The organism is Cutibacterium modestum (genome assembly GCF_008326345.1).
In the GTDB taxonomy this organism is placed as follows: Bacteria; Actinomycetota; Actinomycetes; order Propionibacteriales; family Propionibacteriaceae; genus Cutibacterium; species Cutibacterium modestum.
In genome coordinates this window covers 1-21,672 of the sequence record NZ_BJEN01000001.1, presented here as the reverse complement: position 1 = coordinate 21,672, position 21,672 = coordinate 1, and the positions used below count along the sequence as shown (strand labels likewise).

24 protein-coding genes and 1 pseudogene are annotated in these 21,672 nt (G+C 60.0%); 1 reads left to right on the top strand and 24 read right to left on the bottom strand.

The genetic code is table 11. The features are described 5' to 3' along the window. Nucleotides 1–18: 18 nt before the first annotated feature. From F1563_RS00135 to F1563_RS00110, 6 genes are all read right to left on the bottom strand, one after another. Nucleotides 19–912: a diacylglycerol/lipid kinase family protein gene (locus F1563_RS00135; RefSeq protein ID WP_149302516.1), complete on the bottom strand. Its 894-nt coding sequence runs from the start codon at nt 910–912 to the stop codon at nt 19–21. Nucleotides 913–950: 38 nt separating this feature from the next. Beyond that, nucleotides 951–1,823, bottom strand: a complete 873-nt coding sequence (gene tatC / locus F1563_RS00130) for a twin-arginine translocase subunit TatC (RefSeq protein ID WP_002526592.1) — start codon at nt 1,821–1,823, stop codon at nt 951–953. Nucleotides 1,824–1,826: 3 nt separating this feature from the next. Beyond that, nucleotides 1,827–2,060: a twin-arginine translocase TatA/TatE family subunit gene (locus tag F1563_RS00125; protein WP_002526591.1), complete on the bottom strand. Its 234-nt coding sequence runs from the start codon at nt 2,058–2,060 to the stop codon at nt 1,827–1,829. A 95-nt stretch (nt 2,061–2,155) separates the two neighbouring features. Continuing rightward, on the bottom strand, nt 2,156–2,359 hold the full coding sequence (locus tag F1563_RS00120) for a hypothetical protein (protein WP_002526590.1): 204 nt from the start codon (nt 2,357–2,359) through the stop codon (nt 2,156–2,158). Further along, nucleotides 2,359–3,327, bottom strand: coding sequence for a WYL domain-containing protein (locus F1563_RS00115; RefSeq protein WP_002526589.1), 969 nt, complete (start codon nt 3,325–3,327; stop codon nt 2,359–2,361). The genes F1563_RS00120 and F1563_RS00115 overlap by 1 nt, the downstream gene beginning before the upstream one ends. Beyond that, nucleotides 3,324–4,286 (bottom strand): helix-turn-helix transcriptional regulator, encoded by a 963-nt coding sequence (locus tag F1563_RS00110; protein WP_002526588.1) that lies wholly within the window; start codon nt 4,284–4,286, stop codon nt 3,324–3,326. The genes F1563_RS00115 and F1563_RS00110 overlap by 4 nt, the downstream gene beginning before the upstream one ends. 45 nt (nt 4,287–4,331) lie before the next feature. Here F1563_RS00110 and gluQRS point away from each other — a divergent pair, with 45 nt between their 5' ends. Beyond that, nucleotides 4,332–5,375: a tRNA glutamyl-Q(34) synthetase GluQRS gene (gene gluQRS, locus F1563_RS00105; RefSeq protein ID WP_002526587.1), complete on the top strand. Its 1,044-nt coding sequence runs from the start codon at nt 4,332–4,334 to the stop codon at nt 5,373–5,375. A gap of 42 nt (nt 5,376–5,417) precedes the next feature. Here gluQRS and F1563_RS00100 read toward each other — a convergent pair whose 3' ends face one another. From F1563_RS00100 to F1563_RS13340, 18 genes and pseudogenes are all read right to left on the bottom strand, one after another. Continuing rightward, a complete protein-coding gene (locus F1563_RS00100) occupies nt 5,418–6,497 on the bottom strand; it encodes an FKBP-type peptidyl-prolyl cis-trans isomerase (RefSeq protein WP_308478663.1) in 1,080 nt (359 codons plus the stop codon). A 10-nt stretch (nt 6,498–6,507) separates the two neighbouring features. Beyond that, the gene (locus tag F1563_RS00090; protein ID WP_002526585.1) at nt 6,508–7,245 is read right to left on the bottom strand and encodes a pseudouridine synthase; all 738 of its coding nucleotides are present in this window, start codon (nt 7,243–7,245) and stop codon (nt 6,508–6,510) included. Nucleotides 7,246–7,266: 21 nt separating this feature from the next. After that, nucleotides 7,267–7,626 (bottom strand): hypothetical protein, encoded by a 360-nt coding sequence (locus F1563_RS13345; RefSeq protein WP_036958190.1) that lies wholly within the window; start codon nt 7,624–7,626, stop codon nt 7,267–7,269. Further along, a complete protein-coding gene (locus tag F1563_RS00080; protein ID WP_002526583.1) occupies nt 7,611–8,528 on the bottom strand; it encodes a ParA family protein in 918 nt (305 codons plus the stop codon). Before F1563_RS00080 ends, F1563_RS13345 begins: the two co-directional genes overlap by 16 nt. 94 nt (nt 8,529–8,622) lie before the next feature. Then, nucleotides 8,623–9,543 (bottom strand): site-specific tyrosine recombinase XerD, encoded by a 921-nt coding sequence (locus tag F1563_RS00075; RefSeq protein ID WP_002526582.1) that lies wholly within the window; start codon nt 9,541–9,543, stop codon nt 8,623–8,625. Beyond that, complete coding sequence (locus F1563_RS00070) at nt 9,540–10,199, bottom strand: NUDIX domain-containing protein (RefSeq protein WP_002526581.1); 660 nt, start codon at nt 10,197–10,199, stop codon at nt 9,540–9,542. The genes F1563_RS00075 and F1563_RS00070 overlap by 4 nt, the downstream gene beginning before the upstream one ends. After that, nucleotides 10,196–11,899: a CTP synthase gene (pyrG, locus tag F1563_RS00065; RefSeq protein WP_002526580.1), complete on the bottom strand. Its 1,704-nt coding sequence runs from the start codon at nt 11,897–11,899 to the stop codon at nt 10,196–10,198. The genes F1563_RS00070 and pyrG overlap by 4 nt, the downstream gene beginning before the upstream one ends. Nucleotides 11,900–11,974: 75 nt before the next feature. Next, nucleotides 11,975–12,223, bottom strand: a complete 249-nt coding sequence (locus F1563_RS00060; protein ID WP_002526579.1) for a hypothetical protein — start codon at nt 12,221–12,223, stop codon at nt 11,975–11,977. A gap of 205 nt (nt 12,224–12,428) precedes the next feature. After that, nucleotides 12,429–12,609: pseudogene (locus tag F1563_RS14825) on the bottom strand (hypothetical protein); the annotation flags it as partial. 417 nt (nt 12,610–13,026) lie between these two features. After that, nucleotides 13,027–14,709, bottom strand: coding sequence for a DNA repair protein RecN (gene recN / locus F1563_RS00050; RefSeq protein ID WP_002526577.1), 1,683 nt, complete (start codon nt 14,707–14,709; stop codon nt 13,027–13,029). Next, the gene (locus tag F1563_RS00045) at nt 14,706–15,662 is read right to left on the bottom strand and encodes an NAD kinase (protein ID WP_036974257.1); all 957 of its coding nucleotides are present in this window, start codon (nt 15,660–15,662) and stop codon (nt 14,706–14,708) included. Before F1563_RS00045 ends, recN begins: the two co-directional genes overlap by 4 nt. Before the next feature lie 17 nt (nt 15,663–15,679). Then, entirely contained in the window at nt 15,680–16,417 is a 738-nt protein-coding gene (locus tag F1563_RS00040; protein WP_007433504.1) for a TlyA family RNA methyltransferase, read from the bottom strand. Between the two features lie 122 nt (nt 16,418–16,539). Further along, nucleotides 16,540–16,800 carry a hypothetical protein gene (locus F1563_RS00035; RefSeq protein WP_002526574.1) on the bottom strand — a complete coding sequence of 87 codons (261 nt, stop codon included), beginning with the start codon at nt 16,798–16,800 and terminating at the stop codon, nt 16,540–16,542. A 172-nt stretch (nt 16,801–16,972) separates the two neighbouring features. After that, complete coding sequence (locus F1563_RS00030) at nt 16,973–17,605, bottom strand: energy-coupling factor transporter transmembrane component T family protein (protein ID WP_002546928.1); 633 nt, start codon at nt 17,603–17,605, stop codon at nt 16,973–16,975. Next, complete coding sequence (locus tag F1563_RS00025; RefSeq protein WP_002526572.1) at nt 17,602–18,354, bottom strand: energy-coupling factor ABC transporter ATP-binding protein; 753 nt, start codon at nt 18,352–18,354, stop codon at nt 17,602–17,604. Before F1563_RS00025 ends, F1563_RS00030 begins: the two co-directional genes overlap by 4 nt. Next, the gene (locus tag F1563_RS00020; protein WP_172623536.1) at nt 18,351–18,935 is read right to left on the bottom strand and encodes a biotin transporter BioY; all 585 of its coding nucleotides are present in this window, start codon (nt 18,933–18,935) and stop codon (nt 18,351–18,353) included. The genes F1563_RS00025 and F1563_RS00020 overlap by 4 nt, the downstream gene beginning before the upstream one ends. 55 nt (nt 18,936–18,990) lie before the next feature. After that, a complete protein-coding gene (locus tag F1563_RS00015) occupies nt 18,991–19,989 on the bottom strand; it encodes an HAD-IIA family hydrolase (protein WP_002526570.1) in 999 nt (332 codons plus the stop codon). Beyond that, complete coding sequence (locus F1563_RS13340) at nt 19,986–21,230, bottom strand: tetratricopeptide repeat protein (protein WP_036958186.1); 1,245 nt, start codon at nt 21,228–21,230, stop codon at nt 19,986–19,988. Before F1563_RS13340 ends, F1563_RS00015 begins: the two co-directional genes overlap by 4 nt. Between the last annotated feature and the right edge of the window lie 442 nt (nt 21,231–21,672).

The following is a 21,672-nucleotide window of genomic DNA, read 5'->3' as shown; positions in this document are numbered from 1 at the left end:
AGCGGGAGGCTACGACCCTCAGGGCAGCCCGACGAGGTTGACCGCCGAAGGTCGGACGACGACGCTCAGCGGAACGTCACCGATTGCCTCGCCGTCGGCCATTGCGAACATGTCCTCGCCATCAACGTCGACCCTTCTAGCGCGCAAGGTCTCCACAAAGCCGAGGTGAGTGAAACGTCCGGCATAAAGAAACGACAAACACCTCAGCAATGTCCGACGCGGAACGGTATGGATGATGGTGATATCGAGCAGTCCGTCGACGACGCTGGCGTACGGACATATCCGCATGCCGCCTCCAAAATGGCCACCATTACCAACGGCAATAAGCATGGCGTCCAGTTCTCGATCGTGACCGTCTACGCTAATGCGATAATGCTTTGGCGAAAATTCGGCAAGGGCCGACAGCGCCACCCAACCATAACTGAGCGGCCCAAATTTGGTCGTCATCTGATTAGTTCGCCGATTGACTACGGCGTCATATCCGGTGGAGACGACGCACCCCACCCAGCAATGGCCACTATGAACACCACCCGTGACCTCGGCCAAATCCACCGGGGTCGTGCGGTCTGTCACGATGCGATCCATTGCAGCGCCGACCCTGGAGGGTAATCCCACTGACGAGGCAAAGTCATTTCCGGTTCCCGATGGCACAATGGCTAACCGCACCGGAGTCCCGGCCACGTGATTAAGCCCAAGATGGACCATGCCGTCACCACCCATGACAACGAGTCGGTCACTTTCGTCACTGGAGGCCGCGAATCGAGCTAGCGCATCATCAGCGTCCTGGAAGTGTGCGGTGTGCACGACGTCGACGTCGTGAAAAGCCCGCTGCAACTGTGCCGCGACCCACGGCGCTAGGCGCGCTGCGCGACCGCCACCGGCAGCCGGATTCACCAGAAGACACGTCGTCATGCAGCATTTTCCTGCCACGTCACACGTACTGGCACTGTTCAGTCGATCTGAATGTCGAACTCGGACTTATCGATACCCATATCGTCGGTGGAGCGCTTACGCTCGTTGCTGCGGCAGATCCACTCCGCAATGACGTACATGACGCTCAGCGGAATAGCCAGGGCGCACATAGAAATTGGGTCACCAGATGGGTTCACAAAGGCGCCCAGACAGAAGAATCCAAAGATCGACCACTTCCGTGCCGACTTCAGCTGTGCAGACGACAACACGTGGACCAGATTGAGCAGCACCAAGACCACCGGCAGCAGGAAGCTCACTCCAAAGAGCAGGATGACGCGAATCTCCAGCGCCAGGAAGGCATTCATGTCGAGCAAGTTAGTGATGCCCATGCCGTGAGGTGTGAAGTTCAGCATCAAGGCAATGCCCTTAGGAAGCACCCAATACCCCAGTGCCGAACCGATAAGAAACAGAGGAATAGCCGACCCTAGGAATCGTAGAGCCCACTTTTTCTCATTGACGAGTAGCCCAGGAACGATAAAGGCCCAGACCTGATAGAGCCAAATGGGGCAGGCTGCGATGAGTCCAGCAACAATGGCCACCCTCATATTCAGCATGAACGGGGCGACGACACCCGTATTAACGACTTGGAGGGAGGCCGTCGGGTTCTTCGCCTTGATGGCAAGGCTGGCCTGCTGGTACGGATACATGACGATTTCGACCAACGGGCGGTAAAAGACGAAAGCCACGGAGCTCGTAATCACGACCGCGATAAACGATACGATAATCCGGTAACGGAGCTCCCGGACGTGGTCCAGGAGCGACATTGTGCCGCCCTCCCCAGCCTGGGGCGGCCGGAATCGGGCAAACCGGCGGTGATCTTCGCCTCCGGGCTGCTGAGTATCCGTGGCCATGACTCACTCAGTTGGCTTGGTTTCGTCCTTGGCGACGTCAGCCTCGGTAGCCTTAATGTCTTGCTCGGCCTTGGCGTCCTTGCCCTTGTCCAGGCCCGCCGTTTCTTCCTTGAACTCGCGGATAGCGCGACCAGCCCCCTTACCGACGCCAGCGATGCGGGACCCACCGAAGAGCACGAGCGCGAGAAGCACGATGATGATGATGGTCGCTTCATTCGCGATGAGCAGAGGAGCCATTGAGGCTCTCCTTCCAGACTTGGCTGGCACCCCATCCCCGTACTACACAAGGAAGGCCACCAGCTCGACGATCGGCGTTCAGGCTACCACGATGGTCAGGGTACTTCGGGAGCTATCGTGCCCCTACTAGCAGTGGTGTCGATATCCTCCAGGATGTGAGCTAACTCATCGAGTCGACCGGTTACCCGCTCAGCCTCACTCACGATAGCTACAAGCTTGCGCCACAGCCAGATCGTGCCAATTACGATCTCCATGACAAGCAGCACAATGGCGAAGACCAACACCCAGGTCCACCACATCAGGACTCCTCTACCGCCTCGCGGTTCGGAATCTTAATATCATTTGCGGCAGCTGCAGCGCGTGCCAGCTGAATGGCAGGAGCTGCAGCATGAGGCGGATCGACGGAGAGCACGTCTGATCCAAGACCCACCATGAGCTCAGCAAGCCAGGTCGCAGAGGCCACAGCAAAGGTCACCTTCCACACCTCCTCGTTCTTCTCAACATGTCGCACCGGGTGGTATTCAGCAACCCAGCCCGCCCGTGGCGTAAGAGTCAGCGTCACCTCGTCGACGACATCAGAGAACCATTCGAGGGTTTTGGGTGGACGCCCGTGATTTGTAGCGTGCCCAATTCGCCTGCCCGTGACGATGCGATCCAGCCGCCACGTGCGCCACTGTTTGCGAGCCATCGACCACCCGACGAGGTAGCGATGACCGTCGCGAACCTCGACACGCACAGGATCGACGACCTGGGTGTGCGGAGTGGGGTCGTCACCGCGTCGATGGACGATCTCAATGCGCCACTTGTTGGCACAGGCTCCGGTGAACCATTCCGAGCGCGGGTCGTAATCGGCTCCGACACTGGCCTCCACCGGATCCGGTCCGGCCTGCGGGCACACCTGGCGCAGCTTCTCGGCCGCGGATTCCACTGCAGGACGGACGGTGTCGTCAGCCAGATCGGCGATGACTTGCAAGGCAGCCAGCAGGGACCACGCCTCGTCGGGAGTCAGACGCATGGGCCGGGGCAGAGCATCGGCATTGGTGATGGTGATAGTGCCGTCGGAGTCGACAGCATCCATGTCGATGTCGATAAGGTCGTCTGGCATCCCACCGGGCAGACCAACCATCCACAAAATCTTGAGATCGGCAATTACCCGGTCAGTGCTGACGCCAAACACTCGGGCAACCTCGGTGACGGCTACCCCGGGGTGAGACCGCAGATAGGGAATGAGGGCCAGCAGGCGGGCGGTATCGGTGCGAGCGGTCATGGGGTGTTCTCCTCTAACCGCAACACGGCATTGATCCTCTCGGCCAAGACGGTGCGAGCCTCCTGAGGGGCAAGAAGGATGATACGACCGCCGGCACGCAACACGGCTGTGGCAGCCTCGTCGTATCCGCCAAACCCACCGGTAACGACCTCATAGCCCTCGGGTACTGGCCCATCCCATTCGGTGCGCGTCGTCATCACCCCTAAACGCACTCCGGGAGCGACGGCCATCGTGACGTCAACTTCCTCAGGCTCAGGTGGCTCCAGGCGGTTGAGATGGGCCTCGATCACCTCAGGTTCGGGGCTTGTGACGGTGCCGGGCTCCCCCACGGTCGTCACGGCGGAACTGATACGTGACAGGCGGAATAGTCGTGGCTCGTCACGGTCGACATCTCGCCCGACGAGGTACCACCGGCCACGTCGCAAGGCCATTCGCCAGGGGTCTACGGTGCGGTGTTTTCCTCCTCGGTAACCGAAGCGGACCCTGGAACGGTCGATGGTGGCCCGCCACAGATCAGAGAACGATGGCGCATCTGCCCCGGTGACGACCTGGGTCGCGATACCGGCCTCCGTATCGGGCTCAACTCCGGCGGCACGTAATTTCACCAGGGCAGACGTGGAGGACTCGTCGAGGACGGATTCGCGCCATACCCGGGCTGCGGTCGCTAAAGCGTCAGCCTCCGCTTGAGTGAATTGAACAGGAGGAAGCTCCACGTCGGCGCGGGGAATGCGGTAGCCGACTTCGTCACCGAAGAAGGTGTCGAGGGTGACGGATTCGACGGTGATTCCGATTCGTCGCAATTCCTCTTTGTCGCGTTCAAAGGACCGTTGAAACGCCACCTCGGAAACCTTGCGGTAGTCCTCGATCATGTCGCGCAGTTGTGCGCGAGTGAGGGGGCGGTCGGTGACCAGGAGAGCGATGACGAGGTTAACCAACCTCTCCGAACGCTGTGCAGCCATCGGCACCCTCCTTCCAGCGTCACAGCTTACCCATCTGGACGGGGCATGCTCGTCCCGTCACTCCTATTGTTGCCTACACTGCCGCTCGTGACCGATTTCGCCACCACTCATTCCGGTTCGGTATGCCCAGCTGGCCGTTTCGCCCCCTCCCCTACCTCGGCACTGCATCTGGGGAATCTCCGCACCGCGTTGGCGGCCTGGCTTTTAGCCCGCTCGACGGGCCGTCGGTTCGTGGTGCGCATCGAGGATTTAGACCAGGCGCGGGTGGCCGCGGCCGGAAATATTGCCTCAGCTCAGTTGCGCGATCTGGAATCTCTGGGCCTAGATTGGGATGGACCGGTCATCTGGCAGTCTGAGCGTCTCGATCTGTATGCCGACGCGGTAGCAGGTCTGGAGACCTACCCCTGTTTTTGCACCCGCAGGGAAATCGCAGCGGCCGCTACCGCCCCCAACAAGGCCGATTGGCGCCCGTATCCGGGCACCTGTCGAACCCTCGATGGTCGTCAACGGCGGGCCAGGACCCAGACACGTGCTCCCGCGATTCGCCTGTCCAGCCGCCTCGACTCGTTTGAGGCTACGGACCTCGTTCGTGGCCGTGCCCGCGGACGGGTGGACGACCTTGTCCTGGTGCGCAATGACGGCACTGCCGCCTACAACCTTGCGGTAGTCGTCGACGACGGTCTGCAAGGGGTCGATCAGGTCGTTCGAGCCCGAGACCTGTGGGCCTCGGCCCCTCGTCAAGCCCAGCTAGCCGAACTGCTCGGGTTTGCCCCTCCGGTCTACGCCCACACTGGGCTTGTTACTGGCCCAGGAGGGGCACGCCTGTCGAAGTCGGCGGGAGCAGCGGGGTTGGCCGATCTCGCGGATTCAGGTATCGACCATCACCGTGTCGTGGCGTGGCTGTGCCATTCCCTCGGACTCCCCGAGGTTGCCGATCCCCACGAACTCGTCAACATCGCGGCTCTGACACCGCCCACCCCTGTTGCGGGCATTCACCGCTTAGATCCTGGGCCTCTTCCCGGAGCGATGGGGTGGTGGAGTGATGCAGTTCTCGATGTGGCGGCGCTGCGCGAGGCTTGTCGGCCCTAAGACACAATCAGCCGGCCATGTCTCGCGCAAAGCCATCGTCACTCATGATTCTTTTTGAGCCGACAGAATATCGATGACGTAGACCAGGGTCTCGCCCTTCTTCACCGGCGGGTTAGTGCTGCCGTTCGGGTAGGCGTCAGCGGGCGGCACGATGAGCATCACCCGAGAACCGACGGTCTGACCGGTCAATCCTTTCTTCCACCCCGGAATGACGGAGCTCATGGATCCCGCCACTGGCTCGCCGGAATATCCGTCCTCGATAAGTTCCCCAGAAGACCAGGCATAAGTGCGGTATTTGACGTCAATGGCGTCGTTAGCAGTGACTACAGGTCCTTTACCTTTGATGAGAGGCTGGATGACGAGTTTATTCGGCTTGGTGGCCTTGCCGATAGTTACGGCAGGAGCGCCCTGCGTCTCCTTGACGGTGGGTAGACCGGACGCTGGTTTGACGGGCTCACCCGTCGCCTTAGGCAACGGAACGCCGACGATGTCGACGACGAAAACGAGGGAGTCACCTTTCATAATGCCAGCTTGTGGGGCGCCACCTTGGGAATCATAGGCGTCAGATCCGGGCATCATAATGAGTACTCGGTCTCCCTGGTGTTTTCCAACAAGGCCCTTCGCGAACCCCGGAACCACCTGGGCCAATGGGAGGTCGGTAGTAGCGCCACGCTTGTAGGAAGAGTCGAACTCCTTGCCGGTACGGCCGTTGACACCAACATAATTCATCTTGACGGTGGCGTCCTTGTCGACCTTCTCACCTTTGCCCGCCTTGAGGACCTTGGACTCGGTTTTAGCGATGGCCAGCGGCCAGGATCCCTCAATCTTCGGCGCCTTGCCGTCCTCACCGGAAACCTTGAGCTGGTCGAGGTTAGTGACCATAGTCGGTTTCTTTGTCGGGGAGGCGGAGGCCTTGGCGCTGGCAGAAGCGGAGGCCGGAGCGCTGGAGCTGGAAGCACTCGCCGATGGTTTCGGGTCCGACGATGACTTACTACAGGAGGCGAGGGCCAATGACGACACGCACAGGACGGCGGCAAGTGCCGCAGCGATGACCGGGCGATACTTGTTTGAACTCACCTGTCTGACATTACCCGAGCGATGCCTCAGGCCAATTTCAGCCATGCGCGAGGACTCACAGTTCGACGAGGTCGAGGAGCTGGCCCAACTCTTCACGGGTAAGTTCACGCATATCGCCGCGACTCAAACGCTTGAGTCGAACCGGGCCTATCGCAGTGCGGGAAAGTCGACGCACTGGGTGAGCGACCGAATCCATCATGCGACGCACGATGCGGTTGCGTCCCTCATGAAGGCTCACCTCGACCAGGGAGTGCTCGTCGCCAGCCTGCACCAGGCGCACGGCGTCAGGCTTGACGGGGCCGTCCTCGAGGGTCAGCCCCTTCGAAAGGCGACGGATGACTTTGTCATCAACGCGGCCCTCAACGTCTGCCAGGTAGGTCTTGAGAACCTTGTAGGACGGATGGGTCATCCGGTTAGCGAATTCCCCGTCATTAGTCAGCAAAATGAGGCCCGAAGTCTCAGTGTCGAGACGACCGACGTGGAATAGGCGGATACCGCGCGGCACTCCTTCAAGGTCGGAAAGGCAGGGACGGCTTTCTGGATCGTCCATGGTGGAGACGACACCCCGCGGCTTATTGAGTACGTAGTATACGTGACGCCGCGCAGTGGGGATGCGGGAGCCGTCGACCCGGATTTCATCGTGCTCAGGGTCGACCCGTCGTCCCTGCTCAACGATAAGTTCGCCATTGACCTCGACCCTTCCGGCCGCGATCATCTCTTCAGCGGCACGGCGGGATGCCAAACCAGCCTGGGCCAGCACCTTCTGCAGCCGGATGCCTTGCTCGTCGCTCATAATTTTCTGTCCTTACCGTATTCAGTCAATAGTGAGGAGATGAGCGAGAGCGGACTCCTCGCCGTTTTCCTCAAGGTCGGCCAGGGCCATCGCTACTGAGGCGCGCACAATTCTGCCTCGGTCAGCGTTAATGCCTTGGGATCTCATGGCCAGCCTCGCCGTCTCCAGAGCGATGAGCTCCTCGGTAGAGACGTAGACGGTGATTTTCTCATCGTGACGCACTCGCCCGCTACCACCACGTTTCCCCGGGGATGTAGAGTCCTGGGACGTTTTGCGAGCTTTGCGTGCCTCGGGCTGTTGGGGAGTCTCACCCGGTTCACGGCCACCAACCGTGGGGCGGAAGAGCTCGTTAGCTCCTGGCAGGCTTACTCGGCGCGGCATCGGGCCAGTACCTCCTTAGCCAGGTCACGGTAAGCCTGAGCCCCCGGAGAGGAGGAGGCGTAGCTTGTGATGGGCTCCCCCGCGACGGTGGTCTCAGGGAACTTGATGGTGCGCTTGATGACGGTGTGGAATACGGTGTCACCAAAGGCCTGTACCACCCGCTCCATGACTTCCCGGGCGTGCAGGGTACGGGGATCGAACATGGTTCCGAGGATGCCGAGAATCTCCAAATCAGGGTTGAGACGGTCCTGAACCTTCTCAATGGTGTCGGTGAGCAGGGCGATACCGCGCAGGGCAAAGAACTCGCATTCCAACGGCATGATGACATAGTCGGAAGCGGTCAGGGCGTTGATGGTGAGCAGACCTAACGACGGCGCACAGTCGATAAGGATCATGTCGTATTCGCCGCGGATCCGGTCAATGACCCGTTTGAGGGTCTGCTCGCGGGCCACCTCGCTGACGAGCTGCACCTCAGCGGCTGACAGGTCAATATTGGCCGGTAACAGGTCCATGCCCTCGGTTTCAGTGGGCTGGATGACGTCGTGGACGTCGTCACGGGGTGACATCAGCAAGGTGTAAATAGAATTTTCAAGAGTGTGGGGGTTGATCCCCAAGCCAACCGAAAGGGAGCCCTGCGGGTCGAAGTCCACCAACAGAACGCGCCGGCCGTACTCAGCTAGTCCCGCTCCCAGGTTGATGGTCGTTGTCGTCTTGCCGACACCGCCCTTCTGGTTACACATCGAGATGACGGTGGCATATTTCGGGCCGTCGGGAGCCGGCGTCGGCTCGGGAAGGTCAAGAAGCGGACGTCCGGTCGGACCGATCGAGTTCTCGGCAGCCTCTTCGGCCTCCCGGCCCGGACCGGGGACACGGAACAACGGCTCGGGGTCTGTCTCGGACACGTGGTGGCCTTCCTCTCGACGTCACGACAATATTGCACTCATAACAACGATAGTGGGCACAACCGACAACTACACCCCACCCTCAATACTGGCCTTAGACGGCCCGAGGGTGCGACGAGCGGTAAACCTCCCTCAGGTGATCTGCCGTCACCAGGGTGTAAATCTGGGTCGTCGTCACGGATGAATGACCCAGCAACTCCTGCACAACGCGGATGTCGGCACCTCCGTCCAAAAGGTGGGTGGCGTAGGAGTGTCGAAGACTGTGCGGAGACAGGTGCTCAACGTCGAGCCCAGCAGCCTCACCGGCACGACGAATAACAGTCCACGCTGACTGTCGTGACAGCCGCCGACCGCGGGTATTGAGCAGCAGGGCATGTTCCCCGTTGCCAAGCTGCGCCCATGCCGGACGTCCCCTTACTAGCCACGCATCCACGGCTTGAGCCGCGTAACTGCCCAGCGGAACGATGCGTTCCTTGTCTCCTTTGCCGATGAGTCTCAGACCGAGATCGGGGTCATCCAGCACGGGACGAATATCGTCAACGTCAAGGGCACAGACCTCTGAAACTCGTGCCCCCGTGCCGTAAAGCAGTTCCAGCAAAGCGGTATCTCGTAACCCTTCAACGGTGCTGGTGTCGGGTGCGGCAAGCAACGCCTCAACTTGCTCCATCGTCAAGGCTTTTGGGAGCCGGCGGGAACGAGTTCCCGGGGAGATCCCAGCGGTAACGTCGGTCTTGGCTTGACCGGATTCCACCGCGAAATGGTGCAGATTTCGTACTGCAACCACACAACGCGTCACAGACGCCGGGGCCAGGCCAAGCTGGTCCAGGTAGCGTCGAAATTCCTCGACGTCGACACGGGTCACTTCGGCTAACGACCTGATCCCCCGAGAATCGAGGTATTTCTGATACCGCAACAGGTCACGTCGGTATGCCTGCACCGTGTTATCGGACAGGCCTCGCTCCACGACAAGGTGACGCAAATAATCCTCAGCCTGGCCACCGACGGTCGAGGTCACTCCGCGAAAGCCCCGTTAATACCACCAGGGCGCTCCCGAATCGGCCACGGCGAATGAGCAGGGCGCAGCTGGTTGATGCGGCCCGTGCAACGAGCCAACTCCAAGGCCATCACCCCGGTCACGAGGGTCGGAGACTGGCATTGCCCGGCATAAATTGCCTCAACAAGGTCATCCAACGGCTCCCAAGCAGCCTTCATCGACACTTCTTCGCCTTCTAGCACGAACCCGTCGGGGCGCGGTGTCTTATGGAGACCTCGGGCCAGGTAGATCCGCAGCGACTCCTGGCATCCTCCCGGAGTTGTGACGATGTCGACGAGGACCCGCCAATCATCGGCTGACAACATGGCCTCTTCAGCCAATTCGCGCTGGGCAGCCGCCAGAAAATCCTCCCCCTCGACATCAAGCAAGCCAGCCGGTGGCTCGACCAACACCATGCGCACTGGATGGCGATACTGTCTTACGACCGCGACACGGTCCTGGTCGTCAAGGGCGATGATGCCAACTGCTCCGGGGTGGCTCATGTACTGACGGTTGATCTGCTCCCCCGACGGGGTAACGACCGCGTCATCAACGAAGTCGCACACCCGCCCCGTGGCCTTCACCTGGTGATCAACGACCTGCCAGCACTCATCCTTGTCCCAGCGCTGTTGGCTCACTTATCAGCCTCCTTTGTGGCAATTTCCGTGGCGGCATCCTTCGATGCGTCGTTCTTCGATACTGCCTTAGCGTGCCCAACTGCCGCTGCGACGAGTCCCCGAAACAGCGGGTGGGCGTGAGTCGGACGAGACTTGAGCTCAGGATGAGCCTGGGTGGCCACGAAGTATGGATGAGCCTGGCGATCCAGCTCAACGAACTCGACGAGACCGCCATCCGGGGATGTGCCGCTCATGCGCAGCCCGGCCTGCTCCAAGCGATCACGGTAAGCGTTATTGACCTCGTAACGGTGACGATGGCGTTCGGTAACTGTCGTCGTGCCATACAATTCGGCGACCAGGGAATCCTTGGCAAGCTTGGCCGGGTAGGCCCCCAGACGCATCGTTCCACCGAGATCGGCCTTACCGGACACTGCCTCGACCTGTTCTGCCATCGTCGCGATGACCGGATCGGGGGTTTGTGGGTCGAACTCACTGGATGCGGCATCCTCGATGCCAGCCAGATCGCGGGCAACCTCAATGACGGCGCACTGCATGCCAAGGCACAACCCCAGGAAGGGAACCTTGTGGTCGCGGGCATAGCGGATAGCACCGATCTTGCCCTCAACACCACGAATACCGAATCCGCCCGGGACGCAGACGGCGTCGGCATCCTTGAGCTGCTGGGCAGCACCCTCGGGGGTGGCGCACGAGTCAGATGCGACCCAAACCAGATTGACCTTGGCCTTATTGGCGAACCCGCCCGCACGCAGGGCCTCGGTAACCGACAGGTAAGCGTCAGGCAAGTCGATGTACTTGCCGACAAGCGCCACCGTCACCTCACTGCGCGGCTTACGGACACGATCCAGCAGGACGTCCCACGTCGTCCAGTCGACGTCGCGGAAGAAGAGGCTCAGCTTTTGCACAACGTAGGCGTCGAGCCCTTCGCGGTGCAGAACCTTGGGGATGAGGTAGATCGACGGAGCATCCGGGCATGAGACGACAGCTGGGCCCTCGACGTCGCACATGAGAGCGATCTTCGACTTGATGCCCTTGCCTATTGGACGCTCGGATCGGCAGACGATGGCGTCAGGCTGGATGCCGACCTCACGTAGTGCGGCCACCGAATGCTGGGTGGGCTTGGTCTTCATCTCGCCGGACGGTTTGATGTAAGGAACGAGTGAGACGTGCAGGAAAAAAACATTTTCCCGACCGATTTCGTGACGCACCTGGCGAGCTGCCTCAAGGAAGGGAAGCGACTCGATGTCGCCAACGGTGCCACCGATCTCGTGGATGACGACGTCAGGATGGCCCTCTTCCATCGCCAACATGCGTTCTTTGATTTCGTTGGTGATGTGGGGAATCACCTGGACGGTGTCGCCCAGGTAGTCGCCGCGGCGCTCCTTGGCGATAACGGCCGAATACACCTTGCCGGTGGTGACATTGGCCTGACCGGACAGGTTCTCGTTGAGGAAGCGCTCGTAGTGGCCGATGTCGAGGTCGGTCTCGGCGCCGTCTTCGGTGACGAACACCTCGCCATGCTGGAACGGGTTCATCGTTCCAGGATCGACGTTGAGGTAGGGGTCCAGCTTCTGCATTGTGACCTTAAGGCCACGTGCCTTCAGAAGCGACCCGAGGGAGGAGGCCGTGAGCCCCTTTCCCAGGGAGGATACGACCCCTCCAGTGACGAAAACGTGCTTGCTGCAGTGATTGTCGGTGCCCACGGACCTCCAGCCTAACGGATCACCGCGACTTCGGGGCAAGCCCCCACGACCGTACCCGACTCACCACGCTGAGGTTCATGGCGAATCTGTCTGGTGAATCTCGTCTGCCAATAGAGCGGCGTGAATGAGATCTGGTGGCTGTCCATTTAGAAGGGTCATGACGTCGAAACGCCATCCCATAGCGACGAGGCTGTCAGACATGCGCCACGGCAAGGAGCCATCCATCACCTCCGGAGAGTACCCGGGCCACGGATATTCCGGATCGTTGGGATGCATCATCGATATTTCGCGTCTCACAACATCCGGATCGAAATCAGTGGGCATCGATCGTTGCTCGCCACGTGTGGCAGAGATGGGGCGAGGGCCACCGCATCGATTCATACATCAAGTATGTACGCATTTACTCTTTAGTGGTGGGGTAGGTCAGGTCCCATCCCTCCGCAACGAAGTATATTGATTCCATGTCAACTGCGATCGGAGTGGCCAGCCCCTATAAGTCGGATGACGTCAGCCATCACAAGCATCGTGTTCACGCCCGGACTCTGGACATGATGGGGCACCGGATAGGAGTCCAGCATGAGCGTAATTCGATCGGGGCGGTCGAATTCAGAATCGCTGAACCCCATGGAGGCTTCCTTGATGCTGCCAGGCAAGTGGTAGTGACTGTACATCTGCGCACAAGCCATGAGGATCGCCAGCTCGTCGGTGTCGGCGTCCCAGACGCCAATGATGTCAACAGCAACCTGACCATGGAGCTAGGTTTTGCGATTCCCATATCATGTCGCTTTAGTAACTACCTTTTTCCCTACCACTACCAAGGTAAATATTTTGTTGACCATATTTAACCTGAAGCTATTCCAAACCTTTCTTCGTTCACAACCATACCGTCACGACCTCCTCCTTCTTTCCAACGAAATTCTTACTCTGGTCTCTCCATAATCAAAGAATGTCAACAGTACCCGGATGAGTATGGGAATGATGGGGTTTATCAATTACTGACTCAAAAGATCCTGAATAATATGTCGCCGTTGACTTTCCCGCGTTCGCAGTTGATTGAGACTTATTCATGGGTCATGATTACGACTGGGCTTGGCGGTATGTGAGCCGTGAAGTACGTCAGGATGCAATCATCCATCCCTCTCACCAGCCTCGCGCAACAGGTCGTGGGCATGTTCGAGCCCGGATTCTGAATCCACCATGCCGCTCATCATCCGAGATAGTTCGATTTCTCGATCCGACCCGGTGACTTCGCGCAGCCCCGAACTAGTGACGGCTCCATCGGAGGCCTTGGAGATGACGACATGCGTGTCCGCGAAGGCAGCCACCTGGGCCAGGTGGGTGACGACAATGACCTGGTGACGTCTGGCCAACTGACGCAATCGCCGCCCGATCTCAATGCCGACCGCACCTCCGACGCCCGAATCAATCTCGTCGAAGACGAAGGTTTGCGGAGCCAGGGTTTGAGCCGCGACGACCTCCAAGGCCAATCTCACCCGTGAGAGTTCCCCGCCCGAGGCGGCCTTAGCCAATGGGGCCGGATCGGAACCGGGGTTAGCCGCCAGCATGATGGTCACCGAGTCGGCACCGCGTGGCCCCATAGGTGCAGGCTCAACGCGAAGCTCCAGCCGGGCGTGTGGCATCGCCAGAGCAGTCAGCTCAGGACGCACCTCTGCAGCTAGCCGGACGGCCGTACGGCGGCGCACCGCGCTGATGTGATCAGCGGACCGTCTCAACTCGGATCGCAACTGTTCAACTCGCTGTCCTAAGGATCCGAGATCAGTAGCGGCAGGGTCGAGCTCGGTAAGTCGTCGTCGGTCTGCGGCGGTGGTCTCGAGTAGATCGTCGAGGGTGGTGGTACGAGCTCTCAGTAGCCGCTGGATGGCCGCCAGCCGACCCCCGAGCTCCTCGAGGCGTTGGGGATCGGCTTCGGCACGAGCGGCGTGACCAGCGACCGAGGCAGCTAGATCGGTGAGGTCGTACGACATCTGGCGGGCACGCTCAGCTAGTTCGGCAGCCTGAGGGTCGGCGTCGCCGGTGGCATCCAGCTCGTGTACGGCCTGTTCCAGCAGAGCAAGCGCTCCCGGCTGTGGACCGGTCGACGTCTCTAACCCATTGAGTAGAGCATCAGCCTTTCTCAGGGATTCCCTAATCGACTGAGCAGCCTGTAGCCCCGCTATCTCGGCGATGAGGTCGTCGTCCTCATGAGGCTTGGGATCAACAGCGTCGACCTCACCGACCCGACGCGTGAGCACCTCGCGCTCCATCTCAGCGCCAGCGCGATCCTCGTTGAGGCGGTGGAGGCGCTGGGATACAGCGCGAAATTCCGACCACAGCTGTGCATGCTGACTCAGGTGATCTGACAGGTCATCTCCGGCAGCACGGTCAACGACGTCGAGCTGACGCGATGCATCAACCAACCTCACCTGCTCGGACTGGCCGTAAATGGTTACCTGATCCCCAACAATACGGGCCAGTTGGCTAGCGGTGACTTGGGCTCCTCCCAGCAGCGCTCGAGAGCGGCGAGTCGTGATGTGTCGGGCGCAGATCACCTCGTCATCCTCGACTGTTCCGCCAAGCTCATTGACACGATCCGCACAAGGCGCGTCGAGGATAGCTTCAACAACGGCACGATCGCAGCCATGCCGAACCAATCCAGTGTCAGCCTTGTCACCGAGCAGCAGACCGATACCGGTGACCACCATCGTCTTTCCAGCACCCGTCTCACCGGTCACCGCCGTCAGCGCGGATGAGGGTTCGAGGAGCGTCTCATCGATGACGCCGAGCCCGCGAATACGCACACTACGTATCATGAAGTCTCCTCTGGATGATGGCGGCCACGACCCTGACGCCACCCACTGACCGGCAGCTCAAACTTCTTGACCAGACGCGAGGCGAAGGGCTGTGCCGCCAGACGCGCAATGCGCAGACGATCGGGGTGACGAACGACAGTGATCCTCTCCCCCGGCCGTACGGTGCATGAACGGCGTCCATCGCACCACAGCACCGCCGATTCCGAACCATCTGGCTGGACATCGAGGTCCACTCGAGCAGCTGGACTCATGACCAGCGGGCGAGCAAAGAGAGCGTGAGCGCTCAACGGCACCATGAGCATGGCGTCGAGGTCGGGCCACATCACCGGACCTCCAGCCGAGAACGCGTAAGCGGTCGATCCGGTCGGGGTGGAAACCAAGATCCCGTCACAACTCCAACGCTGTACCGGCAGCTCGTCAACAGACGCTAGAACGTCGAGCATGCGCCGTCGGGCTGCCTTCTCCAGGGACAACTCGTTGACGGCAAAAGAACCCCAACGATGCTGTCCGGAATGCTCAGTGACGGTGATGTTAAGCACGAGGCGATCCTCGACGGTGTAGTCGCGCGAACACACCTTGTTCACCAAATCCGCCATGTCAGAGCGCTCCAGCTCAGCCAGGAAACCGACGTGGCCAAGGTTGACGCCAATCATGGGAACGTGGCGAGGCAAGGACCACTCGGCGGCTCGCAGGATCGTGCCATCGCCGCCAAACACGACGACTACCTCTGCCTCGCGAGTGAACTCTCCCAAACCTTCAAGATCGATCCCTGGCAACTTGGTCGACATCGGCTCCACCTGATCATCCGGAACCGCGCAACCAATGTCTCGCCCCGCTACTTCCGAGATGAATTCGGCGGCCGCGTCAAAGGCGTCGTCCCGCGTGGCGTGGGTGACGACGACAACGTATCTGGAAGGGCTGGAGTCGTTCACAAGACCACAGTAGCGGCCCATGAACCCCCGGGCGTCTGTCACCGACCCATACGTTCCAGCAGGATGAAATGTTCGATGTTCCCATCCTGTCCAGGCAACGGGCTATCGCACTCGTCACACATACGCCAGCCAAGACTTATCGCCGTTGACATGACCTCCGCGACGGCTTGGGTACGCAGGGTAGGGTCCGTGACAACGCCGTGGGCTCTCAAAGCCTTGCGACCGACCTCGAATTGAGGTTTTACCAGCAGCAGCATGAGGCCGTCTGGGCTAACAACAGAGGATATGGGTTCCAGGATCATCGTCAAGGAGATAAAAGAAACGTCTCCGACGACGAGGTCTACTGGTTCGACGACGCCGTCAACTGCCAGGTCAGCAGGCAGAAGATCGCGCAAGTTCAAACCTTCATGGACAATGACGCGGGGATCATCGCGCAATACCGGGGATATCTGATCGTGACCGACATCAACGGCATGCACCAATTCAGCTCCCCGCGCCAGCACGACTTGGGTGAACCCTCCGGTGGACGCCCCTGCGTCAAGGACCTTTGAAGGTACACTGACGCCGAGGGTGTCCAGGGCACCGAGGAGTTTGTAAGCGGCGCGAGAGACCCACACTTCTTCGTCAGCAACCAGATTGTCGGAGGCGCTTACCTTCATTGCCGGTTTAGTAACGACTATTCCATTGACCGTCACCCTGCCTTCCCGCACTAAGCGGGTGGCAAGGGTGCGGGAACGTGCCAGTCCGGCTTCAACAAGGGCCTGGTCGAGTCTCACGTGGACAGATTGCCACCTCTGGCGCTCATCGTGCACCCAGAGCCGTGGAGATACCGGCCAGCACATGCTGATGCTCAGCGGAAGCTGGATTACAACACCAGCCCCAGTGCAGGGCTACGGTTTTACGCCATCCCCGATAGTGCGGCATTGACCACGGTAGCCAGCCTGTCCTGGACTTGTTCGGGCGTCGAGTGCGGGATGTCAGCCAGCATCACATCGCCTGAACGGAAATCGGAGCACGTCAAGAAGTAGCCGACAGTTGTAGCTGGACAGGCCATGAAGATGTACGCCACAACACGTTTGGCGAGGTCTTTGGATAGCTCTGTACCCCTCTTAGCATCGAGCAACGGTACCGCAAGGTCCTGGCTGCATCTAGCGTCCATACGTGGTCCTGCTAGCGTCGTCACTGTGCATCTCCCGAGCGGGGCTACAAGACGGGGGTGACTGGTAACCGCCAGTTAAAAATTAGGCCAATAAGCAACAGGGGCCACGCAACAACGCAAGCCATCGACAGGGCCCTCCCGCGCTGTGGCCTCGAGCCTCACGAGATGAACATCAGATGGGGTCTTCATCCCCCAACCCTCGGGCTTTGAGGGCTTCCCCTATCTCCAGGGCATGACCGACTGCTCCCACAAACATCGGGATGAGGAACCTCCAGCTTGACCGTTCCAACCCCCGCGCCTTGGCGGCCTCCTTGACCTGACCGATGGATCCAACGAGGTATGGGATCGTGGACCACATCAAGGCAATAGTGAGTGCAAATTTCTCAGGTTTGGCACCCAACGGCTGTAGTGGTCGAGCCAGAGTCACGATGGCGTCCATGAGGGCCCCCGGATCCGTGGTGCATGTCACCAGCCGTGCAACGTAGAGACAGGCCAGCAACCCGGCAACGTAGATCACTCCCCGTTGCCAAGTCGTGAAAAAACAGTGGTATGCGAGTATGAGGGCATTTGTTATCCATAACGGCGCACCAATGGATAGCGCCGTACGCACCGCCATCTTGGCAACGACCAGGTCGATGATGACGGCCAGCGCGAGGCAGCTCAGGGAGAACCACCACTGCTTGACGAAAAAGGGAGTCACGCCGACGAGCAGGACGAGTAGGTACTTCGACCAGACTGGCATACGGTGAGCAGGGCTATTCCCGGCTCGGTAACCGCCTAAGAAAGCCGAAGCGTCGGTCCTCATCGACTCTCGTCCTGTCCACCGCGTCGAGGTGCGACGTTGCCTTGACCGAGCATCATCCGAGCCCGGTACCCGGCAATAACCTCCCTCGGTTCACCGTCGTCGACAACTCGACCATCTTCGACAGCCAGCACCCGGTCAAAGGTCGCTGCCAATTCCAGATCGTGGGTGCAGCACAGGATCTGCTGGTCCAAGCGTTCGAAGGCGTAACGCACCATCTCCCGGTTTCGCAGATCCAGCAAGGTCGTCGGTTCGTCGGCAAGGATGATCGATGGCTCGACGGCCAGCACACTCGCCAGGGACACCAATTGGCGTTCCCCTCCCGATAGAGCATGCACACTGCGTCCTGCGACAGCTTCCAATCCTTGAGCGGCGAGGATCTGCATAGCCGCGTCATGACGTTCGGCCCGGTTACGAATCCGTTGCCGAAGAGACAGTTCAACATCAGCCACTGGGGTCGACATGACGAGCTGGCTCATCGGGTTGGTGAAGATGTAGCCGACATGGCGTCTAGCAGCACGACCATCCTGAGAGGGGTCGATACCATCGACCACCACGGTGCCACTCGTTGCCGCGACTAACCCGTTGACGAGTTTGAGTAGAGTCGACTTACCCGCCCCATTAGGGCCGATAACAGCAATCCTCTGCTCGGGCAGGACGAGACTCATCGTATTGAGAATCGTCACTTGACGGTGGCGACCCTCAACGTCATACTCGTCAACGACAACGCCGACATCTTTAAATTCAATCACGGCATAAGACGGGGAAACGCAGTCAACACCGCAGTGGCGATGAGACAGGCCAAGATTCCCTTTACCACGTCGAGGCCGAAAAAGACAAGATTGGCTGCCAGGGCTGCATTTAAGCTTAGTTTCGCAAATCCCATCAGCCCGAGGATGCCACCAAGATAGGTACACCCCAGATCCACCAATGCGACGAGAAAAAGCCATACTGGAAGCATCGACTTTCGCGGGCGTCGACGCAGCACTGAAGTCGCTACCACGCCTGCAACGAAAGCGCCAATCAGCCATCCCCATAGAAACCCGCCGGTGGGGCCTACCAGGACGCCAATTCCGCTAGCCCCACTGCTGAAGACGGGGAGGCCCAGCGCGCCAACAAGAATGTACAAGCCCACGGCGCATCCGCCACGGACACTTCCCAGCACCATCGGCGTCAGCATAACGGCAATCATCTGAAGAGCAAAGGGGACTGCCCCCACCATGAACATTGGCGGGATGACTGCTAGCACAGCGATGAGGGCTGCGAAGACCGCGATGAGAGCCAGGTCGGTCGCCTGGAAGCCATTGCGTGACGACATCGGGTTCCTTCCCACGACGAGATAGAGTGACCGCCTTGACGGGCAGCCGTCGAGATCAATTGAACACCGTTCAGTGAAGCTTGTCGAAAAGCTCAGCAGCTTCGTTGGGAAGGATCGCATTCGCCCCATAGACAAGAGCCATCATGGCAGTCACAGCATCGAGCTGTCCGCAAATATCATCGGGGATACTCTCCGCGTGGACCTCTCGGTCAGCCTGCAGCGACACCGTGACGCCACCGCAATGCGCGTGGTCATCGGACGCCTCGACCTCGCGCTGCGGTTCAAGCAACCCGGACAGATCGGCAGCAATATTGTTCGGTCGATCTTCAGGAGCAGCAGCTAACAGATCAGCGACGCCGTGCGCACCGGTGAAGACGAAGAGCGAGTCGATCCCCATCCTGTTGGCGCCGCGAATATCGGTATCCAAGCGATCCCCGACAAAAATCGGTGAGGTAGACCCTAATCGGGAAATAGTGGCCTCCAACAGCGGGCGGTAAGGCTTTCCGGCGATAACAGGCTCGGCATCGCAGGTAGACGCGACGACCTGGAGCTGAGCACCAATCCCCGGAACGATACCGCGATCCGTTGGACGAGTGATGTCGGGGTTAGCGGCGTACCACTTCGCACCGGCCTGTAAGGCGAATCCTGCCTCCTCGAGTAGGGACCAGGCGATCTGCGAGTCATACCCCTGAATGACGGCGACCGGATCGTCCTTAGCAGACTCGACTGGCTGCAACCCGCGTATCTGCGCCTCGTCGCATAACGACTCCGTCCCGACGATGAGCACCCTGGCGCCGCCAGGCAATGTATCGGCAGCAAGGTCGGTGATCGCCTGCGCGGAGGTGGCAACGTCGTTGGGGTCCGTCGGAATACCGATATCGGTTAGGTGTTGAGCAACAACATCAGCCGAACGACCGGCATTATTGGTGACGAAACCGACCTTAACACCTCGATGCCGTAATTCGGCAATGGTATTGGGAGCTGCTGGAACTGGGTCCGGCCCTAGATAGATTACTCCGTCCAAGTCGAAGAGGGCTGCGTCATGTCCATCAATGAGGGCAGCACTCACTGGTCTGTCACCTGGCCCTCATCGTCATCGTCGATGAAGATCATGTCATCAGCCGGATTTCCGCTTGGTTCGCGACCATCAATGATGTCAATGCGGTCCTGGCTATCGAGGAAGTTGGCAGGATCGTGCTTCTGCGCCGAGGCAAACCACGTGCGAGCACCAGCTGTGTCACCATCCTCTAACAGCGTCTCGGCGTAGGCGTAATGCAAGCGCGCGGTTGCCTCAGTGGGAGCTGTTAGGTTTTTGACGGCGTCGCGAAGAACGCGAACAGCCTCGTCCCTCTGACCAAGATCACAACGCGCGCCGGCCTGAACAAGCACGAGCTCGACCTGCTGGGAGGGGTTGAGATCCGCCGCCTGGCCCTCACGGATGAGGCGAAGAGCAGCCTGCGGACGTCCCAGAGCTCGCTCACAGTCGGCTATCACTGGCAAGAAGTTATCGTTGCCAGTCATGCGTCGAAGCGCACGGTAGTCGTTGAGGGCAGAAGCGTACTCGCCAGCTTGGTATGCGGCCTCGGCGGCCACTTCGCGCAGGACCGGCAGTCGCGGGGCGCGGCGCCGAGCGGCCTGAGCGTGGGCATTGGCCTGAACCGGGTCCTCGTCGAGAAGTTCAGCAGCGGCGACCAGATGGCCCTCAATGAGGTGGGCAGTATCAGCGGGGACACCACGCAGCTCTGCACGCACTGATGCCGGAAGAGCTTTCTCGTCGAAGTCCAGCGGCGCCATTGGCTCACCAGAAGCCTGAGCCTCCGTAGATTCGACGGCAGTGTTCTCCGCCGAGCGTTCATCGCGATGGTACTCGGCGTGCCCGCGGCCAGCCTTACCGCCTTCCTGGCGGCCGTCTTGACGATCATTATCCCAATGACGATTCCCACGGAAGTCTCGACGACGCTGTTCGTCTCGACGAGAGCCGCGGTCATCGCGCCGCGGACGATCTGCGTCACCCTTACGACGCGCTTTACGATCGTCGTCCCAGCGGCGCACACCACCACGCCCTGACTTGCGGTCATCGTCCCAACGACGACCCTCATCTCCTCCACGACGCGGACGGTTACCACGACGGCCACCGTCGTCAGACCAGGAGGGACGATCACGCCGGTCGCCGCTACGGCCGCCAGACTTCCAACTGCTGCGTCCGCCAGGCTTATTGGACCATCCGTTGCGGCCCTGGCCTCGACGGCCTCCGCCAGATCTACCGTTGTTAGGGGACGAAGAATCTGCCATGCTGACATTCTCCCGCATATACGGTCCTCATGGCGAACCGAACCAGCCGCCCCTAGTGTTGTAAATGTTGAGGGGGCTGGACTATCAGAACTCCAGGACACATCTATCCCGTGTTTGTGGGTGGGTGTGTGGTGTTAGGGGGTGTCACAGATTATGGTTGAGCGAGTCCCTTCTGGTGAGGGGGGGATTATGTGATGTTTGTGTGGTGGAGAGGGGTGTCAGTTTGTGTCGTAAGGCCAGGGGGCACGGTCATGATCGTGTCGTCGCCCTGTATACGGGTAACACACACCCCATGCTGTGGTGCGTGGACGTCTCATCCCCACACACACGGCCATATAAAGGAGTGGGGTGGGTGTGGATACCTACTCGTATCCACACCCACCCCGTATCACTTATGTTCCGGCAGTGTCCTACTCTCCCACACGATCCCTCATGCAGTACCATCGGCGTTGGAAGGCTT

What these genes read in the sequence shown, in the direction of transcription:
- tatC (WP_002526592.1), bottom strand. Translation starts at nt 1,823, where the DNA reads ATGGCCACGGATACTCAGCAGCCCGGAGGCGAAGATCACCGCCGGTTT.
- F1563_RS00120 (WP_002526590.1), bottom strand. Translation starts at nt 2,359, where the DNA reads ATGTGGTGGACCTGGGTGTTGGTCTTCGCCATTGTGCTGCTTGTCATG.
- F1563_RS13340 (WP_036958186.1), bottom strand. Translation starts at nt 21,230, where the DNA reads ATGCGGGAGAATGTCAGCATGGCAGATTCTTCGTCCCCTAACAACGGT.
- F1563_RS00035 (WP_002526574.1), bottom strand. Translation starts at nt 16,800, where the DNA reads ATGGACGCTAGATGCAGCCAGGACCTTGCGGTACCGTTGCTCGATGCT.
- F1563_RS00115 (WP_002526589.1), bottom strand. Translation starts at nt 3,327, where the DNA reads ATGACCGCTCGCACCGATACCGCCCGCCTGCTGGCCCTCATTCCCTAT.
- recN (WP_002526577.1), bottom strand. Translation starts at nt 14,709, where the DNA reads ATGATACGTAGTGTGCGTATTCGCGGGCTCGGCGTCATCGATGAGACG.
- F1563_RS00110 (WP_002526588.1), bottom strand. Translation starts at nt 4,286, where the DNA reads ATGGCTGCACAGCGTTCGGAGAGGTTGGTTAACCTCGTCATCGCTCTC.
- F1563_RS00030 (WP_002546928.1), bottom strand. Translation starts at nt 17,605, where the DNA reads ATGAGGACCGACGCTTCGGCTTTCTTAGGCGGTTACCGAGCCGGGAAT.
- F1563_RS13345 (WP_036958190.1), bottom strand. Translation starts at nt 7,626, where the DNA reads ATGCCGCGCCGAGTAAGCCTGCCAGGAGCTAACGAGCTCTTCCGCCCC.
- F1563_RS00045 (WP_036974257.1), bottom strand. Translation starts at nt 15,662, where the DNA reads ATGGGCCGCTACTGTGGTCTTGTGAACGACTCCAGCCCTTCCAGATAC.
- gluQRS (WP_002526587.1), top strand. Translation starts at nt 4,332, where the DNA reads ATGCTCGTCCCGTCACTCCTATTGTTGCCTACACTGCCGCTCGTGACC.
- F1563_RS00100 (WP_308478663.1), bottom strand. Translation starts at nt 6,497, where the DNA reads ATGGCTGAAATTGGCCTGAGGCATCGCTCGGGTAATGTCAGACAGGTG.
- F1563_RS00060 (WP_002526579.1), bottom strand. Translation starts at nt 12,223, where the DNA reads ATGCCCACTGATTTCGATCCGGATGTTGTGAGACGCGAAATATCGATG.
- F1563_RS00090 (WP_002526585.1), bottom strand. Translation starts at nt 7,245, where the DNA reads ATGAGCGACGAGCAAGGCATCCGGCTGCAGAAGGTGCTGGCCCAGGCT.
- F1563_RS00135 (WP_149302516.1), bottom strand. Translation starts at nt 912, where the DNA reads ATGACGACGTGTCTTCTGGTGAATCCGGCTGCCGGTGGCGGTCGCGCA.
- F1563_RS00125 (WP_002526591.1), bottom strand. Translation starts at nt 2,060, where the DNA reads ATGGCTCCTCTGCTCATCGCGAATGAAGCGACCATCATCATCATCGTG.